This is a genomic window from Haloimpatiens myeolchijeotgali (assembly GCF_042688525.2).
Classification (GTDB): domain Bacteria; phylum Bacillota; class Clostridia; order Clostridiales; family Clostridiaceae; genus Haloimpatiens.
In genome coordinates this window covers 1304538-1323209 of sequence record NZ_JBHWAB010000001.1, presented here as the reverse complement: position 1 = coordinate 1323209, position 18672 = coordinate 1304538, and the positions used below count along the sequence as shown (strand labels likewise).

Sequence of the window (18672 nt, the reverse complement as noted above, 5' to 3'; positions counted from 1 at the left end):
ATAATTACTATTTTTAACAATTTTCTTTATATAATTATATCATAATATATTCCATTTTTTAAATTAAATTAGTAAATTATAAAATATTTGTCATATTTTATAGTTAAATAAAAAAACACCTTACCTTCAAATTTTATACATCTGATAGTAAGGTGTTAATATTAAATTTAAATACAACAACAATTGATAATTTTAGTTTTAATTCTATGCAATGCCAAATTCAAGTTTAAGTTTTTCGTATCTGCTTTTTTCATGTGCTTTAATTTCAAATGTAGTATTATACAAACAATGCTGAAAAACATCTGCATCTTTTAAAATTTCATCAAATTCAGAATGTACCATTTCTTTTTCACTATGATTATAAATAGCACAACAAATCATTTTAGTCTCATCTGCATTTGTTATATGTAATGATTCTAATATTTTCCTTGCTAAGATAGCACCTCTATGTGCATGGTCTTTTGAGTCCATTTTAGCATACGAATATATGTCATGAAGCATACCCGACATTGTTGCAAGTTCAGCATTTTTCCCACGTTTTAGTGCAATTAATGCACAAAATTGAGCAACTCCATATAAATGCAAATAAGCACATCTTCGTTCTTCAACATCTGTCATATTTAAGAGTATTTCATCAATATACTTTCTTAATATTTCAGTTCTGTTCATTGTTAATCCCCCTTAAAACACAAGTAATCCCTTGAACATTTTACAATTGTATCCAATTATAACATTGGTTTTGATATAATGTATATAACTAAACAAGTATTAGTTCTTTGCTAGTAAATAAAAATTGTATAAGAACAATAATCTTTGAACGACATTTACGTGCTCTTAACCTTACGAATTTGAAAAAAGTTATTTTCTCACAATTCAACTTTCACAACATAAAAGTAACTGCTAACGTAAATAAATGATCTATTACGTAAAAACCATTTTAACAAATAATTAGTAATTCAACTTTCCCAATAAAAAAAATACTGCTTAGCGAAGGGAAATGATATATTGCGTAAGAAACATTTGAACAAAGTTTACAAGTTCTTAGCTTTACGAATTTGAAAAAAGTTATTTTTTAATTACTAATTCCTACGGAATATTAATTAAAAAATCTTTTTTCAATATGAGTAAAGCTTAGAACTTGTTACTGAAGTGAAAGTCTTCTAAGCAAGATATCATTTCCCGTAGCGGCTGTTTTTCACCTGCGAAAGTTGAGATTTACTGGCTGCGCACCCTTACGGCAAAGACTGAAAGGTGTTTCAGTTACCCATTAAGTATTGGCTTAAGCCTCTTCCATTTGATAAACTAAATTTTCCTTCTTCAAGTTTCCAATACTGTGTATTCTTTATACTAGCTTCTATAAAATCCACCATATAAGGATGACATGTCAATATAAATACTTGATGAGTTTTACTTAACTTATTTAAGACTTCTACTGTATTTCTTATGTGATTAACATCAAAATTAACAAAACAATCATCAAAAATAACTGGTAGTGATGGTTTAATTTCTTTAATTTTAGAAACCCTTACTGAAAGAAATAATTGTTCCTTTGTTCCTCTACTCAATACTTTTGCAGTATCATTAACTTGTCCATCTCTACATATAGTTTTGAAATCTAAAGTTTTTAAATCCTGAGGAGGAAGTATGTCTGTATATGATCCACTAGTTATTTCATTAAATATCTCGCTTGATTTATTAAAAATATTATGTTTTACATCCTTCAATAACTTTTCTTGAACTTTTCCAAGTAAAAATGCAGAAGCAGAATAAACTGCATATTTTTCTGCTAGTGGTTTTAAACTTTTTCTAGCATTATCAATACTCTTTTGAGCTTTTTCTAAATTATCACATGTATTCATTTCATTTATTTTGTATTTTAGCTCTTGACTTTCCTCTTTTAAGTTTTCTATAATTTTTTGTTTTTTATTCTCTTCATCACACAATTTAAAATATTCTCGTTCCACTTCTTCTTTAGAAATAATATCTTTATAAGCCCTTTGTAAAATTTGAAAACTTTTTTTCTCATCTTCATTAATATTAAAAGCATCTTTTATTCTTTCTGATTTGAAAATCTGTAAAATACGACTTTCTAATTGCATTTTTGTATTTTTCATATCTTTAAGTACTTTATACTTTTTAATTTTTTGAATTTCACCTTCAATATATCGTGTAAAATCTACATTTCTATGTGATAAATTGAACACTTCAACCATTTTATTCTCTATTTCACTTTTCACTATATTAATCTTTTGCAATTCTTCTGCATAGTTTAATTTAAAAATTATATTCTCCATTTTATCATTTACTGTTTCAAAATAATCTTTTAAATTTCCCTCTTTAGAAATCTTAATATCTTCTATTTTTTTTACCAAATCTCCTATATGCATAAGATCCTTTATTAAAATATTTTCTATACTTGTTAATTTTCTATTCTCTTTTTCTATATCTTCTATAGTATTTTTAAAATTTAATGCACTGTCTAAATACTCTTTTATTAAATCATAATGTATATCTTTATATATTTTTAATCCCTTATTATACTCTTCAAAACTATCTTCTAAATTTCCTATATCCTTATTTACATTAAACAATCTACTATTAAAAGTATTATATTTTATTTCTAGTTCATCCAACTGTTGAATAACATCATTTTTATTTTGATCTATTACTTTTCTAATATTATTGTTATATAAAAAATAGGATACTACACTACTCAATCCACCTAAAGAAATTATTATACCAATGGTACTATTTATAAATGAACCCAATATACCTACAACTATAATAATTAAACTCATTATAAAATAAAATTTATATCCTTTAAATTGCTTTTCAAACTTTTCATCTTGTAATTTACTTTCAATTATATTCTTTTTACTTTTTAATTCTTCAATTTTTTCCAACAAATCCTCTTTACTCTTTTTAAATTGAACATATATATTAAGATTTTCTTTTAAAATTCCTTTATCAATATTTCCATATTTAATACTTCGTATATTTGAAAAATCTTTCCAGTTTTCATTTATGCTTTTCATATTCTTTAATATTTCATTTTTTTTAATTAAGTAATTACTTTTTTCATTTAAATAATATTTTAGTCTTTCCTCTATCTTAAACATTTTCTTATAAGCTTCTTTTATTATATTTTTATTTGAAATATACCTTTCTTTATACTCCAAATTATTACTTACTTCTCTTTTAAAATTTATTAGTGTTTTCTCATACTCTTGTAATATATTTTCATACTCATCTTTCAACTTTAATACTTTTTGTATATAATTTTCATCATAGCTTTTCTCTATATTATAATCTCTTATCTCCTCTTCTAATCTTTTCACTTCAATATAATCTTCCAAATTATTTTTTAAAACATCAAATTTAATAATTTCAGCTTGAATATCTTTTATTTCTTCTTCATAAGTACATAATTCTTCTTGTACTTTTCTATATTTTTTAACTATATAATCATACTCATCAACTTCTCTAAGACATTCTTTTTTAACTTTTTTACCATCTTTTATTATCTCATTATAAACTTTAAACGCACCTGTATTAGGTTTTCCTTGAGTTCTTCCTATTTTACTTGCTTCCTTCTTAAAATTTTCTATTAGTTTAGGCATTAATATAATCTCTTTAAATCCTGCCCCCATAAGAACTGACTGCAGCTTTTCATCTTTATTACCTGTCAATTGATTTAGTTCATTTAAACTTATTGTAAATAACTGATTATAAGTGAAAAAATCCAAATTATTATAAATATCAAAAGAGGATATACTTTTTAAATCATTGTCTTTTATTATTACTTGAGGCTTTTTATAGCCTTCTATATGTAAACTACAGTCTTTTCCATCATTCAATACAATATCCCCTATAATATCGTATTTTATCTTTGCTTCAGGAATATCTTCACCTTTTACAAAACCATAACCTAAATGTTTTAAAACTTGCATAAAACTTGTTTTTCCAGCCCTATTTTTACCACCAATAACTATTAATCCTGGTGAAATATCTTTTATCTCAGCATTTTGAAATATGCCAAAATCTTTTATATAAATAGATTTTAATCTCATTCAATCACCAACTTTTTTAAAAGCTCATCAATTATTAAATTTTTAGCTTCACTAACAATATCCGTTAACATCTCTTCATTTAATAAAAACTTTTCTTCATTTATATTTTCATGATCATTTTTAATATCCCATATTTTCCCTAAATTCTTAACTAATTCTTCTTTTAACTCATCATTATTCATATAATTTTGTATCATATTATCTATCTCATGAAAAAACTTATTGTTTTCCTCAAAATTTTGTATTTGAGACATAGCTCTTGATGTCCTTACTAAAATAGAATCTGTAATAGCTAATATTTTACCATAATTAAAATTACTATTTATTTCTTTTATTAATTCTTCTAAATCCTCTTCACTCTGGTCATTTAATATGCTGTGTATATCTCCTCTACCTTTTAAAATCCACTGAATCACATATACTTTAACCAAATCATTATCTTCTTCCAAAAGAGTATTAACTTTATCTTCAATTAAATCTTCTAAATCAGATATATTCACTAAATTCTCTTTATATTTATCTATTGAAATTTTAATCTTTTTAAAAACAAGATATGATGTTTTTATGAACTGTACATCTATATTGTCATCAACTATATCTACTAGATAATAGCCTCCACTTTCTAATTCTCCAAAATCTCTTCCCTGTGGAATACCTGGAAATGCAATAACTTGATTTTCATCCTTAAAAATTTGTTGTTTATGAATATGTCCTAGTGCCCAATAATTAATACATTCTTTAGTTTTTAAATCACCTATAGTACAAGGTGCATATCTTTTATTTCCATCCATACTTGTATGAAGAAGTGCAATATTAAAAACCTCATCTTTTGGTAAATTATATTCCTTCCATATACTCCTACTTTCACTTCTAGCTCTATAGGATTGCCCTATTATTCTAGCAATTACTTTTCCATCCTTTTCGTAATTATAAATTTTAGGCTTATCACTTTCAAAAGTAAAAACATTATTAGACAGTTCCATCTTATACTTTTCGTTTATCATTGGATCATGATTTCCACAAACAAAATACAATTTTATATTTTCTAACTTCTCACATTGGCTTTTAAAAAACTTATACGCTTTTATAGAATAACTATCACCATCAAATATATCTCCACTTATTAGTACAAAGTCTACATTATACTTTATAGCATCATCTATTATCTTTTCAAAAGATTTATATACTACTTCTCTTATAAGTTCTTCTTTATACACATTATCTATATAATTTATATGAGGTATACTTCCTAAGTGTATGTCTGCTGCATGTATATATCGGAGTTTTCTTGTCATTATTTCACTCCTTTCAACTAATAATAAAAATATTATATCACAAAAAAAGAGTAGAATTAATTCTACTCTTTTACAATAATTTCTATTTTATCATTGACATATCTACTTTAATAGGTTGACTAATATCAATAGGTCCCAATACTGTATCTTTATTTCCATCTATTAACAATTGTACATTTTTAATATTCAAATCTTTATTTAATGTTAAAGTTGCACCTATAGCATTAACTAACATAGTTGCTTCTGCTGAGCTTCCAGACAACTTTTTACTTATACTTTTATCAAAATCCACATATGCTGTATTATCTTTTACTTTCACACTTAATACTTTAGCTTCTTTTGGTAAAACAGCATAATGATTTTTTTGTTTAGGTCCTTCTAACAATTTATTAATTAAAACTTCTGCATTTAACTCTTCTACTTCAATTTCTTCCTTTTCTAAATACATAGCTTGATCATCACTAAAGAATAATACTGCTTTTTTCTTTTCTTCACTTTGTTTTTTGTCATCACTTTCATTTTCTTTTTTATTATCACTTTCATTTTCTTTTGTTGTAGTTTCGCTTTCAATTTTTACATTTTTCTTTGTAGTAGTTACTTCTTCTTTTTTCTTATTACATCCAACTAAAGTAAAAATCAATATACTCATCATAACTAAACTAATAAGTTTTTTCATAACATTTCCTCCTTTTGTATATACTGTGCAATTTAAATCAAAGAATTATATGTACAGTATATCATATATTACTCTTTTTCTTAATACTTTTGTTCTATGTTATCGCTTACATTCAATTATTATGTATTTATGTCTGTTTTGTTGTAAATTATTAATATTTTCACAAATTTACTATTAATTAATCCACTATTCGTAATATTTTTTAATAATAAATATTTGATAAAACACAATAATATATTGTAAAATATATTTAAGAACTATAAATTATATTATTTTTATGTGTAAAGCGTTACATAATAGAATGGAGTGAACAACTATGGATAATATTTTAAATATTATTAAAGATAAATCTCTAACCTATGAACAAAAGGTTTTATCTCTTGCAAGAACTGCAGAAGATACTTTAAATGTATTAAATATTTCTAGTGATACTAAAGAGTATATAAACAAAGGAATAATCTGTGATTTAAACGAAGGTCATGCTCCTTATAGACCTAGATATATAGTACCGGATTATGAAAAATTCATGAAAAATGGAAGCAAATTTTTAAACCTTCAACCACCTAAAGATATTTGGGAAGCAGTAAATAATTTATTAATTCTATATAAACATGTACCTTCAATAACTTCTTTTCCAGTATCTTTAGGAAATATAGATACTCTATTAGAACCTTTTATAAAAGATGAAAAAGAAGCTTACCATGCTATAAAATTATTCTTAACTCACATAGATAGAACTCTTACAGATTCTTTCTGCCATGCTAATATAGGTCCAATAGATACTAAAGCTGGGAGAATAATTTTAAAAGCTCAAAGAGAACTACAAACATCAATTCCAAATATAACAGTAAAATATAGCAAAAATACTCCTGAAGACTTTGCAATAGATTGTATCAATACTGCTTTAGTAACTGCAAAACCAAGTTTTGCAAATCATGAAATGTTTTCCAAAGAATTTAATGGGAATTATAATATAGTAAGCTGTTATAATGGTTTATATACTGGAGGAGGAAGTTATACTTTATGCAGATTAAACCTAGCTTATTTAGCTAAAGAAACTACTGATATAGAAGACTTTTTAAATAAAGTTTTACCTGATGGAGTAGAAAGAATGGCTAAATATATAGACGAAAGAGTTAAATTCTTAGTAGAGGAAAGTGGATTCTTTGAAAATAACTTCTTAGCTAAAGAAAAATTAATAGATAGAAATAATTTTACTGCTATGTTTGGTATGTTTGGATTAGCTGAATGTGTTAATCATTTTATAAATTCAGATAAGCTAGAAAATAGATTTGGTCATGGAGAAAAAGCTAATGAATTAGGACTAAAAATAATTGAAAAATTAGAACAAGAAGTAAATAAACATAAAGCTCCTTATTGTGAAAAAACAGACCATAAATACTTACTTCATGCACAAGTAGGAATTGATTCAGATAAAAACATAAGCCCTGGCTGCAGAATACCTATTGGTGAAGAACCTGAACTACCTGAACACTTAATTCAAAGCGCTAAATTTCATAAATTCTTTCCATCTGGAATTGGTGATATATTTCCTTTTGACAGTACAGCTAAAAGAAATCCTAAATCTATTTTAGATATCATAAAAGGAGCTTTCAGTTTAAATATGAGATATTTTTCATTATATTCTTCTGATTCTGATGTAATTAGAATCACAGGATATCTTGTTAAAAAATCAGAAATAGATAAATTAGATAAAGGTGAACAAGTTCTTCGTGATACTGTTGCTTTAGGATTAGGAGCTGTAAAAAATCAAAAAGTACTAAATAGAAAGGTAAGAAAAATATGACTAAAGCATTAGTTAATAAAATTATACCTTTTAGTTGCGTAGATGGACCTGGCAATAGAACATCTATTTTTCTTCAAGGTTGTAATTTTAATTGTCTTTACTGTCATAACCCTGAAACCATAACTCAATGCATAAATTGTAAACAATGTATACAAGAATGCCCTGTAGGCGCTTTATCATTTACAAATGGTAAAGTTATATGGAATGAAGAACTGTGTATCCAATGTGATAATTGCATTAAAGTTTGTAAAAATAATAGTTCTCCTAAAGCTGTATATATGAGTGTAGCTGATATATTAAAAGAAATAAAAAAAGCAACACCATTTATTTCTGGAATAACAGTTTCCGGTGGAGAATGTACTCTTCAAAGTGAATTTTTAACTTCTTTATTTAAAGAAGTTAAAAAACTAGGTTTAACTTGTTTTGTAGATACTAATGGTTCTTCTCCATTATATGAAAAAGATGATTTAGTAAATTTAATGGATATGGCAATGGTAGATTTAAAATCCTATGATTCTAAAGAACATAAAAAATTAACAGGTATGTCTAATTCTACAGTTTTAGAAAATATAAAATTTCTTTCAAAAATTAATAAACTTTATGAGGTGCGTACCGTTATTGTACCTGAAGTACTAAATAATTATTATAATGTAGATATGACCAGTAAATTAATTGCTTCTTTAAATCCTAATATAATATATAAATTAATAAAATATAGACCTATAGGAGTACGTACTGATATAATCAATAGTTATTCCCCTTCCAATAACATGATGAAGGAATTAGAGAATATAGCACTAAAAAATGGATGTGAAAATATAGTAGTAGTTTAAGTGAATCTGTTAAAAGAAGCCACTATTTCATGAATATTGGCTTCTTTTTTTTATTTACTGCTTATGATTTTCACGCTTTAATGAATTAAATTAATAAAATTTAAAATTTTTCAAAAATTTAAAAAATTTGAAGGAATTATGGTAATTAATAGTGAATATATATTGTGTAACTTAAATAAAAAACTTATAAGAGGTGGTATATATGTTAAACAACATAGATATTTCTAATGCTATGACAATAAAATTAGATGATGAATTACCAGAGATGCCTAAATTTGTTGAAGGCGTAAGAAGAGCTCCTGATAGAGGTTTTAGTTTAACAAAAGACAAAGCTAAACTTGCACTTAAAAATGCTCTACGCTACATACCTGAAAAATATCATGAAAAGTTAGCACCAGAATTTATGAATGAACTTTTGACTAGAGGAAGAATTTATGGTTACAGATTCCGTCCTGAAGGAAGAATCTATGGTAAATCAATAAGCGAATATAAAAGTAAATGTGTAGAAGGTAAAGCTTTTCAAGTAATGATAGATAATAATTTAGATTTTGATGTTGCACTTTATCCTTATGAACTTGTTACTTATGGTGAAACCGGTCAAGTGTGTCAAAACTGGATGCAGTATAGACTACTAAAAAAATATTTAGAAGAACTTACTCAAGATCAAACTCTTGTAGTTGAATCTGGACACCCTCTTGGTTTATTTAAATCTAACCCTCAAGCACCTAGAGTAATTCTTACTAATGGTTTATTAATAGGAATGTTTAACGATTTAGAAAACTGGCATACAGCTATGCAATTAGGTGTATCTAACTATGGTCAAATGACAGCTGGAGGTTGGATGTATATAGGACCTCAAGGTATCGTACACGGAACATTTAACACATTATTAAATGCTGGTAGATTAAAACTAGGTATTCCTCACGATGGAGATTTAACAGGTCATCTATTCGTTTCTTCTGGCCTTGGTGGAATGAGTGGTGCTCAACCAAAAGCTGTAGAAATAGCTAATGGTATTGGAATAATAGCTGAAGTTGATTATTCTAGAATTAAAACAAGACTTGACCAAGGATGGGTAAATAAAGCTTCTTCTAACTTTGAAGAAATATTTAAATGGGTAGATGAAGCTAAAAAAGCTAAGAAATCTCTTTCTATAGCATATCATGGTAATATTGTAGATTTACTTGAGTATATTGTTAATAATAATATAAAAGTTGATTTATTATCTGACCAAACTTCTTGTCATGCTGCATATGATGGTGGTTACTGTCCACAAGGCGTTACTTTTGATGAAAGAACTGAACTATTAAAACTTAATAGAACTAAATTTAGAAAATTAGTTGATGAAAGTCTAACTAAACACTTTAAATTTATCAAAGCATTAGTTGACCGTGGTACTTATTTCTTTGATTATGGTAATTCTTTCATGAAAGCTATATATGATGCTGGAGTAAAAGAAATATCTAAAAATGGTATAGATGAAAAGGATGGCTTCATATTCCCTTCATATGTAGAAGATATAATGGGACCAATGTTATTTGACTATGGTTATGGACCTTTTAGATGGGTATGTTTAAGTCGTAACCATGAAGATTTAATGAAAACTGATAAAGCTGCTATGGATTGTATAGATCCAAATAGACGTGGTCAAGATAGAGACAACTATATTTGGATAAAAGATGCAGAAAAAAATCAATTAGTAGTCGGTACTGAAGCTAGAATTTTATATCAAGACGCACAAGGTAGAATGAAAATTGCCCTTAAATTTAATGATATGGTTAGAAAAGGTGAAGTAGAACCAGTAATGATAGGTCGTGACCATCATGATGTAAGTGGAACTGACTCTCCATTTAGAGAAACTTCAAATATAAAAGATGGAAGTAATATCACTGCTGATATGGCTGTACAATGCTTCGCTGGAAATGCTGCAAGAGGTATGAGCTTAGTTTCTCTTCACAACGGCGGCGGTGTTGGTATTGGTAAAGCTGTAAATGGAGGCTTCGGCTTAGTTTTAGATGGAAGTGACAGAGTAGATAATATTATAAAATCTGCAATGGCATGGGATGTTATGAGTGGAGTTGCTAGACGTTCTTGGGCTAGAAATGAGCATGCACTAGAAACAAGTATAGAATACAACTTAGACACCAAAGGTGTAAACCATATTACTATTCCTTATATTGCAGATACTGATTTAGTAGATAAAATAGTAACTGACAGTTTGAAATAGTTGACAGTTTACAGTTTTGGAAATTACTATAGGAATTTATTCCTATAGTAATTTTTAGTTTTAGGGTAATAACTAAATACTTAACTTATCTTAGTAACTTTTATAAAAACTTTTTTTATCTTTAAAAGGTATATATTTTATAGAATTTCCTAATTTAATGTATTATACAACTTTGTATATCAACATAAGAAATTTTTCTTAAACGCTGAAACTATCATTTAAATTTTATTTCATTAATTATTTATTATTAATTCAACTTTCACAGGACAAAAATACTGTCTAGCGAAGAGAAATGATATATTGCGTAAGAAACATTTGAACAAAGTCTACAAGTTCTTAGCTTTACGAATTTGAAAAAGTCATTTTTTAATTACTAATTCCTACGGAATATTAATTTAAAAATCTTTTTTCAATATGAGTAAGACTTAGAGCACGTTATGAAAGTGAAGGATTACTGTTCTTATACTGATTTTTATTTACTGGCTGCATATACTTTCGCCTCTCCCCTACCACTGGTTAGGTATTTCATTTTTCATAATTTCATTATAACTATTTTTACTTTCTTTAGTCATAATACCACTGACTAAAATTATATATTTAGGAAGTGTGTAGCCTCCCCATAATATTTCAATACCAAAAATTTCTTGACATATCCTACTTATATCAAATCCAAAGGATTCTAATGAATATCTCATCATATCAGGATTTCTACATGGTTTATCACTTACCCTGCTGCACATATCACAAAGCAAACATTTACCTGATAATATTGCTCTTGATTGTGGTATATGATTTTCTACATTTAAAAGAACTTTATCTAATTTATTTCTAACATCCTTCATTATAGCTTCTGTAGCCAAAATTATATTATATGGATCATTGTCTACTAATGATTGTATACTTTGTGGTAAATCATTAGTATATATTTTAGTAGCTACTAAATAACATTGATTATATTCTTTAAGCATATCAATTACATCAATGTTATGAGGAGGACATGTCCAAACTTTATTATAATTAGAACATTCCTTGCAAAATGCGTTTATATATTTAATGTTACAATAATACATAAACTGTTTCATACTTATTTCCCTTAAATAATTTTTTATTAACATATACAAGACCCCTATCATTTGTTTTTCTTTTATTTAAAACACAAATGTGTGTACTTAAATATAAGAAATTTTAAGTACACACATTTATTATACATAACTTTACTATTTTTGTATTATCTATACTTATTTAAATCATCTACTACATTATGACAAAATGTCATCATAGATCGAAGCATATCAAAAACCATCTCTCCACTAACTTCACTTTCATATGGTATAGTAATTTGAGATATAATTGAATTTTCCTCATTTACATGAAATTTGGGAAATCTATATGATGAATTAATTTCATTTAATTTTTCATATACTTTTTTCTTATCACAATTTCCTGATAACTTTACTAAATCAAGAATAGTTAAATCTACACATTTACTATCCTCATCAAAATCAATTATTATAGTTACCTCATTATCCTTAATTTTTTGACCAAATGCAAAAACTGTATCGTTCCCATCTTCTTTCACTTTAATTATATGCATTGGAAACATTTTTGCTTGTAGACAATCAGCAAATCTAGTAGCTGTTTTATTCATAATAATTTTTCCTCCTTAAAATATACGCATTTAACATTTACTCTTTTAATTCTACAACTTAATTATAAAATCCTTCATATATTTAATTTATTTTAATTATTACCATATATACTCATCTCTATCCTACAACCAACATTCACACATTGGGAATTTTTTTAATACATGAAACGTTTAAATAGTATACATTATATATTTATTTGATATATACTATTGTTTTTTTAGTTATATTATACTATAATAGTCCTGTACAAAACTTATATATATGATATATTAAAACAATCTGAGGGGAGAATAACTAATGAGTAATTGTCTTATAGCCCAATCAGGGGGACCTACTTCAGTTATCAATTCAAGCGTAGTTGGAGTATATGATGAAAATTTAAAACATAGATATTATGACAATGTATATGCTGGAATAAATGGAATTGAAGGAATATTACAAGAAAATATAATCAACTTATCAGATATGTCTTATGAAAAAATTCAAACTTTAAAATATACGCCAGCATCAGGACTTGGTTCTTGTAGATATAAACTTAAAGATTTTAGGGAAAATGATGAAGAATATAAAAAATTAATAGATATATTAAAAAAATTAGACGTTGAAACTTTCTTATATATTGGTGGAAATGATTCAATGGATACTGTTCATAAACTAAGCGAATATGTTAAATATGCTAACATTGATATAAAAATATTAGGAATACCAAAAACAATTGATAATGATCTTCCATTTACTGATCACACTCCTGGTTTTGGTAGTGCTGCTAAATTCATAGCTACTACAACTTTAGAAACATATTTAGATAGTAGTGTATATATAAATAATGGAATATTCATTATTGAAGCAATGGGAAGAGATACTGGTTGGTTAACTGCCAGCAGTGTATTAGCTCAGATTGATGGGAAACCAATTGTAGACTTTATTTATCTTCCAGAAGTACCTTTTTCTAAAGAAAAATTCATAGAAGATGTAAAAAGAAGATTTTCAGAAAAAAATCAAGTATTTATAGTTGTTTCTGAAGGTATAAAAGATAAAGACGGTAATTTTGTTAGTAATATGAATACTGGTGGTGTACATGATAAATTTGGACATGCTCAATTAGGTGGAGTCTGTAATGTACTTAAAAATTGGTTAATACAAAGTGGTGTAACTAAAAGAGTTAAAACTTTAGAATTAGGTGTAATGCAGCGTTGTGCTCTACATTGTGCTTCTAAAACTGATATAGATGAAGCTTATGAAGTTGGAAAAGCTGCTGTTTCATATTCAATAAAAGGAAAAAGTGGTTATATGGTAGGAATAGAACGTGTTAACACTGAACCTTATGTTTCAAAAGCCTTTTTGATAAAAGCTTCAGAAGTTGCTAATAATGTAAAATACATTCCAAAACATTGGATTAATAAAGAAGGTAATAATGTTACTGAAGACGCATTTAAATATGCCCTACCACTAATAATTGGTACTCCACAAGTAAATACTGAACATGGTTTACCTAAATATATAAAATTACGTTAACAGTTATCAAAATTTATATATATATTGCTAGTTGATTAAATTTTTTGCTACCTCCTAAAATTTAATTACAAAACTAGCTACTATTTAAAAATAATACTTAAAAAGCAGTATATTGTGATATACTGCTTTTTAATTTGTTACTATCTCAACTTTCACAGTAAAAAAATACTGCTTAGCGAAGGGAAATGATATATTGCGTAAGAAACATTTGAACAAAGTTTACAAGTTCTTAGCTTTACGAATTTGAAAAAAGTTATTTTTAAATTACTGATTCCTACGGAATATTAATTAAAAAATCTTTTTTCAATATGAGTAAAGCTTAGAACTTGTTACTGAAGTGAAAGGTTTCTAAGCAAGATATCATTTCCCGTAGCGGATATTTTTCACCTGCGAAAGTTGAGCTATTAATTATCTTTAAAATAAAAGGTTCTTGATCAAGATATCATTTCCCATAGCGGATATTTTTAATCTGAGAAAGTTGAATTATTATTTTACAATAACCGAAACTCCATCTGGAATTACTGCTACTTTTGCATCGTTTCCTTTTAACTCGTATGCACGTGTTAGAGCTTCCTCAAAAGTATACGCATGTTCCATATGCATATCTTTTATCATTTTTGGATCACACATATCTGTAACTAATATAACTGTATGTTTGCTTAATATTCTAGCTAAAATTTGAAATTCCCATTGATCTGGAGCAGTTTTATTTCTTGGAATCTTAATTAATTTATCTAATAATTGTTGAGGTGAATTTGCATTTGCCAAATTATCATAAAATGATTTTCCACCATGACCATCATTACAAGCTGCAATCATTATAATTACTCCACCATCTTTACATGTTGCCTCCGCTGCAGTCATTCCTTTAACTGATTGATATATATTTTGATCTAATGGATATCCGCCATTAGTAGATACTACTATATCAGCTTCTACCTTATCTACTTTACTCAAACTTATTACAAATTCACAACCTCTTTCATGAGCTTTTTCTCTGTCTCCTGCAAATGCATTTATAACTTTTTTATCTTTATCAATAACTACATTTAATATAAAAGCTAATTTAGCTTTTTCTGCTGCATATACCATATCCCTATGAATTGGATTGTTTTCTAAATTTCCTGTTCTAGCATATTTAGTTGATATAAATTCTGAACAATGATTTGCCATAATTGTCTCTGCAGAAGCAATACCTGGAAGTATACTTTTTCTTCCTCCTGAAAAACCTGCAAAAAAATGTGGTTCAATAAATCCTTCTGCAATTAAAAGTTCTGCTTGTGCAGCAATTTTATTTATATATAATTCTCCACCTGATGGTAATATTCCTAGCTTAACAAGATTTTCTTTATCTCTAGAATCGTGAATTATAATATTTTCTTCATTAACAATTTTTTCTCCAAATTTATTTATAAGTTCTTCTTTTGTAGTAGCTCTATGAAATCCTGTAGCAATAAGAATTTTAATATCTATGCTTGGATTTACACTTCTTATTCTTCTCAATAATATTGGCATTGTTATCTTACTTGGTACTGGCCTTGTATGATCACTAGTTATTATAACAATCTCCTTTTTTCCTTTAACCATTTCTTCTAGTTTAGGAGAATTAATTGGATTATCTAATGCTTTTTCTACTAACTCTTCTTGGGATAATTCAGCTTTATATTCATGTGCCTTTGATTTAAGAATACCTATTAAATTTTTATCTTCTATATCCAATTTCATTAGTTTCTTATAATATGGAACCTTAATTATAGCCATTATTTAATCCCCCATTCATATTAATTTTAAAAAAAGGGTTGTGTAAACACAACCCATATAAACTTGTTACTGAAGTGAAAGGTTTCTAAGCAATATATCATTTCCCGTAACGGCTATTTTTCACCTGTGAAAGTTAAATTACTGGCAAACTTTTCCTGGATTTAATATGTTTTTAGAATCAAATACCTTCTTAATTCCTTTCATTACATTCATATAGGCTTCTCCATATTGATTAAACATATATTGTTTCTTAGCATAACCTATTCCATGTTCTCCAGAAACTAAACCTCTAAGTTCATTTGATTTTTTATACATACGTTCAAATAATTGTTTTAACTTTTTATTCCAATCAGCTTCAGATAACTCATCTCTGCAAATATAAACATGTAAATTTCCGTCCCCTGCATGTCCAAAGCTCGGAATTCTTATATTAAATTCTTTTTCCAAATCATGAGTATATTTTATAAATTCTGCAACCCTATTTCTAGGAACAACAACATCACATTCATCCATTTCAGTAGTTGATGCCTTTATAGCTTCTAAGAAAGCTCCTCTAGCACTCCAAACAGATTCTTTTCTTTCATCAGTATCTATTATGTATGCATCAATTCCACCTTCAGCTAAACATAAATCTGCAACTGTTGAATAATCATTTTCTACTTGTTCTTTAGTGTTTCCATCAAAAGTTAGTAGTAAATATGCATCACATGAGTTATCTGGGAATTTCTTTCCTAAGTACTCTTCTGCAGATAATATTACTTCTTTTTGCATAAATTCAATAGCTGTTGGTACAGCTTTAGACTTAATTATCTTAGGTACCATTTCAATTGCAGTATCTATATCTTTAAATGGAATTAACAAACTTACTGATTTTTTTGGCAAAGGTAATAGTCTTAATATTGCTTTAGTTACTATTCCTAAAGTTCCTTCTGAACCTACAATTAAATCTTTTATAGAATATCCTGAACTATTTTTAACAACTTTTCCTCCAATATTTAGTACTTCACCATTTGGAAGAACTACTTCAAGTCCTCTTACATAATCTCTTGTAACACCATATTTAACTGCTCTCATTCCTCCTGCATTAGTACTTATATTTCCTCCTATTGTTGCTGATTTTTCACCTGGATCTGGTGGGTAAAATAAATCATTTTCCTCTACATATTTTCCTATTTCCATAAGAAGTACACCAGGTTCAACTGTTAAAGTTAAATTTTCTTTGTCAATTTCTAATATTTTATTCATCTTTGTTAAATTGATCATGATTCCTCCTTCTAGAGGAACTGATGCTCCTACAAGTCCTGTTCCTGAGCCTCTTGGTACTACTGGAATATTATTTTCATAAGCATATTTCATTATTTTTGAAACTTCTTCAGTAGATAAAGCATCTACTACAACATCAGGCATATTACTAACTCCACCCAATTCATCATGGCTAAAATCTTCACTTATCTCATTGCCTAAATAAACTCGTTCTTCACCACATATAGATTTTAAGAACTCTATATCTTTAACATCTATCTTTTTATATTCTTTATCGCATACGCATTTCATGATAATCCACCCTCCATCAATCTAATTATTTTAAATTTCTTTTCTTGTAATCAACTTATATTGTTGCTGCAACTTCACCTATTGATTTTCCAGATTTCAAATTTTCAATTAATTTAGGAACAATCTCATATAAGTCTCCTACAATTCCATAATGTGCAACATCAAATATTGATGCTTTTTCATCACTATTTATGGCTACTATACAATCTGAATTATTCATTCCTGCTGTAAATTGTACAGCTCCTGATATTCCAAGGGCAATTATTAATTTAGGTTTAACTGTTCTACCAGAAAGACCAATTTGCTGTTTAGCATCTGCCCATCCTGCTTCTATCAAAGGTCTAGTTACACCAATTTGTGCATTTAAAATATCTGCTAACTCTCTTACCATTTCCATATCTTTTTCAGCTTTTATTCCTCTACCAACTGCTACAATTACATCAGCTTCTGATATACTTATTTCTTTTTCTTTTCTAGTTACTTCTATAACTTCAATATTAGATTTTAGTTTATCTTTTTCCATAACACATTGTTCTATCTTTCCAAAAGCTTTTTCTGTTCTTTCTGGAGCAGAAAATACTTTATATCTTACTGTAGCAAATTGAGGTCTATTATTTGGAGTAACAATTTGAGCCATTATATTTCCACCAAAAGCTGGTCTAATTTGAACTAAATCTGTATTTTCCTTCATATCTAAGATTGTACAGTCTGCTGTAAGTCCTGTTTTAAATCTTGCAGCTACTCTTGGAGCTAAAGATCTTCCAACTGTTGTTGCTCCAACCAAAATAGATGAAGGTTTAAACTTATTTATAAAATCTTCAAACACTGCTGTATATGGTTCTATTCTAAAATCCGTCAATTCTTGGTAATCATATACAAACACTTTGTCAACACCATAGTGTAAAATTTGTTCTGCTTTATCTTTTATATTATGACCTGCAAATAAACAATACACTGGTTGATTTGTTTTTTCTGCAAGTTCTTTAGCTTTTCCTATAAGTTCAAATGTTACTGGATGAATTTCTCCTTCAACATGATCTACATATACTGCAATTCCACTCCACTTACTTTTATCTATCTCTTTTTTATTTTCTTCAATGAATTCCACTACCCCTTTAGGTCCTTTTTTTACACAAAGTCTACACATCTTACATGCAGCACTTATTTCGAGTTTACCATCTTTTTCTGTCATAGCACCAAAAGGACATATATTAACTAGTTCATCTATAACCTCTTTATTTACCTTTTCTTCATGAATTACTAATTTACCCATAATAACATTCCT

General features: G+C 27.3%; 13 protein-coding genes. 4 read left to right on the top strand and 9 right to left on the bottom strand.

Annotated features, from left to right (window positions below; genetic code table 11):
• Nucleotides 1–204: 204 nt before the first annotated feature.
• From ACFIJ5_RS05895 to ACFIJ5_RS05880, 4 genes are all read right to left on the bottom strand, one after another.
• Entirely contained in the window at nt 205–669 is a 465-nt protein-coding gene (locus ACFIJ5_RS05895; protein ID WP_379804956.1) for an HD domain-containing protein, read from the bottom strand.
• A 587-nt stretch (nt 670–1256) separates the two neighbouring features.
• A complete protein-coding gene (locus tag ACFIJ5_RS05890; RefSeq protein WP_379804953.1) occupies nt 1257–4070 on the bottom strand; it encodes an ATP-binding protein in 2814 nt (937 codons plus the stop codon).
• Complete coding sequence (locus ACFIJ5_RS05885) at nt 4067–5365, bottom strand: metallophosphoesterase family protein (protein ID WP_379804951.1); 1299 nt, start codon at nt 5363–5365, stop codon at nt 4067–4069. The genes ACFIJ5_RS05890 and ACFIJ5_RS05885 overlap by 4 nt, the downstream gene beginning before the upstream one ends.
• 82 nt (nt 5366–5447) lie before the next feature.
• A complete protein-coding gene (locus ACFIJ5_RS05880; RefSeq protein ID WP_379804948.1) occupies nt 5448–6041 on the bottom strand; it encodes a GerMN domain-containing protein in 594 nt (197 codons plus the stop codon).
• A 316-nt stretch (nt 6042–6357) separates the two neighbouring features.
• Here ACFIJ5_RS05880 and ACFIJ5_RS05875 point away from each other — a divergent pair, with 316 nt between their 5' ends.
• From ACFIJ5_RS05875 to ACFIJ5_RS05865, 3 genes are all read left to right on the top strand, one after another.
• Entirely contained in the window at nt 6358–7848 is a 1491-nt protein-coding gene (locus tag ACFIJ5_RS05875; RefSeq protein ID WP_379804945.1) for a YjjI family glycine radical enzyme, read from the top strand.
• A complete protein-coding gene (locus ACFIJ5_RS05870; RefSeq protein ID WP_379804942.1) occupies nt 7845–8681 on the top strand; it encodes a YjjW family glycine radical enzyme activase in 837 nt (278 codons plus the stop codon). The genes ACFIJ5_RS05875 and ACFIJ5_RS05870 overlap by 4 nt, the downstream gene beginning before the upstream one ends.
• 202 nt (nt 8682–8883) lie before the next feature.
• Nucleotides 8884–10908 (top strand): urocanate hydratase, encoded by a 2025-nt coding sequence (locus ACFIJ5_RS05865; RefSeq protein ID WP_379804939.1) that lies wholly within the window; start codon nt 8884–8886, stop codon nt 10906–10908.
• 506 nt (nt 10909–11414) lie between these two features.
• Here ACFIJ5_RS05865 and ACFIJ5_RS05860 read toward each other — a convergent pair.
• Together ACFIJ5_RS05860 and ACFIJ5_RS05855 are read right to left on the bottom strand one after the other, a co-directional pair.
• The gene (locus tag ACFIJ5_RS05860) at nt 11415–12023 is read right to left on the bottom strand and encodes a DUF2284 domain-containing protein (RefSeq protein ID WP_379804936.1); all 609 of its coding nucleotides are present in this window, start codon (nt 12021–12023) and stop codon (nt 11415–11417) included.
• Between the two features lie 113 nt (nt 12024–12136).
• The gene (locus ACFIJ5_RS05855) at nt 12137–12556 is read right to left on the bottom strand and encodes a YbjN domain-containing protein (protein ID WP_379804934.1); all 420 of its coding nucleotides are present in this window, start codon (nt 12554–12556) and stop codon (nt 12137–12139) included.
• 298 nt (nt 12557–12854) lie between these two features.
• On the opposite strand from ACFIJ5_RS05855, the gene ACFIJ5_RS05850 reads away from it, so the two are divergent.
• Nucleotides 12855–14072 (top strand): 6-phosphofructokinase, encoded by a 1218-nt coding sequence (locus ACFIJ5_RS05850; RefSeq protein ID WP_379804931.1) that lies wholly within the window; start codon nt 12855–12857, stop codon nt 14070–14072.
• 486 nt (nt 14073–14558) lie between these two features.
• Here the strand turns inward: ACFIJ5_RS05850 and larA are convergent, their stop codons facing one another.
• From larA to ACFIJ5_RS05835, 3 genes are all read right to left on the bottom strand, one after another.
• Nucleotides 14559–15833, bottom strand: coding sequence for a nickel-dependent lactate racemase (larA, locus tag ACFIJ5_RS05845; protein WP_379804928.1), 1275 nt, complete (start codon nt 15831–15833; stop codon nt 14559–14561).
• A gap of 138 nt (nt 15834–15971) precedes the next feature.
• Nucleotides 15972–17387, bottom strand: a complete 1416-nt coding sequence (locus ACFIJ5_RS05840; protein WP_379804925.1) for an FAD-binding oxidoreductase — start codon at nt 17385–17387, stop codon at nt 15972–15974.
• 55 nt (nt 17388–17442) lie between these two features.
• Nucleotides 17443–18660, bottom strand: a complete 1218-nt coding sequence (locus ACFIJ5_RS05835) for an electron transfer flavoprotein subunit alpha/FixB family protein (RefSeq protein ID WP_379804923.1) — start codon at nt 18658–18660, stop codon at nt 17443–17445.
• Nucleotides 18661–18672 lie beyond the last annotated feature (12 nt).

Coding starts and splice junctions, on each gene's coding strand:
- ACFIJ5_RS05895 (WP_379804956.1), bottom strand. CDS start 669: ATGAACAGAACTGAAATATTAAGAAAGTATATTGATGAAATACTCTTA.
- ACFIJ5_RS05890 (WP_379804953.1), bottom strand. CDS start 4,070: ATGAGATTAAAATCTATTTATATAAAAGATTTTGGCATATTTCAAAAT.
- ACFIJ5_RS05885 (WP_379804951.1), bottom strand. CDS start 5,365: ATGACAAGAAAACTCCGATATATACATGCAGCAGACATACACTTAGGA.
- ACFIJ5_RS05880 (WP_379804948.1), bottom strand. CDS start 6,041: ATGAAAAAACTTATTAGTTTAGTTATGATGAGTATATTGATTTTTACT.
- ACFIJ5_RS05875 (WP_379804945.1), top strand. CDS start 6,358: ATGGATAATATTTTAAATATTATTAAAGATAAATCTCTAACCTATGAA.
- ACFIJ5_RS05870 (WP_379804942.1), top strand. CDS start 7,845: ATGACTAAAGCATTAGTTAATAAAATTATACCTTTTAGTTGCGTAGAT.
- ACFIJ5_RS05865 (WP_379804939.1), top strand. CDS start 8,884: ATGTTAAACAACATAGATATTTCTAATGCTATGACAATAAAATTAGAT.
- ACFIJ5_RS05860 (WP_379804936.1), bottom strand. CDS start 12,023: ATGTTAATAAAAAATTATTTAAGGGAAATAAGTATGAAACAGTTTATG.
- ACFIJ5_RS05855 (WP_379804934.1), bottom strand. CDS start 12,556: ATGAATAAAACAGCTACTAGATTTGCTGATTGTCTACAAGCAAAAATG.
- ACFIJ5_RS05850 (WP_379804931.1), top strand. CDS start 12,855: ATGAGTAATTGTCTTATAGCCCAATCAGGGGGACCTACTTCAGTTATC.
- larA (WP_379804928.1), bottom strand. CDS start 15,833: ATGGCTATAATTAAGGTTCCATATTATAAGAAACTAATGAAATTGGAT.
- ACFIJ5_RS05840 (WP_379804925.1), bottom strand. CDS start 17,387: ATGAAATGCGTATGCGATAAAGAATATAAAAAGATAGATGTTAAAGAT.
- ACFIJ5_RS05835 (WP_379804923.1), bottom strand. CDS start 18,660: ATGGGTAAATTAGTAATTCATGAAGAAAAGGTAAATAAAGAGGTTATA.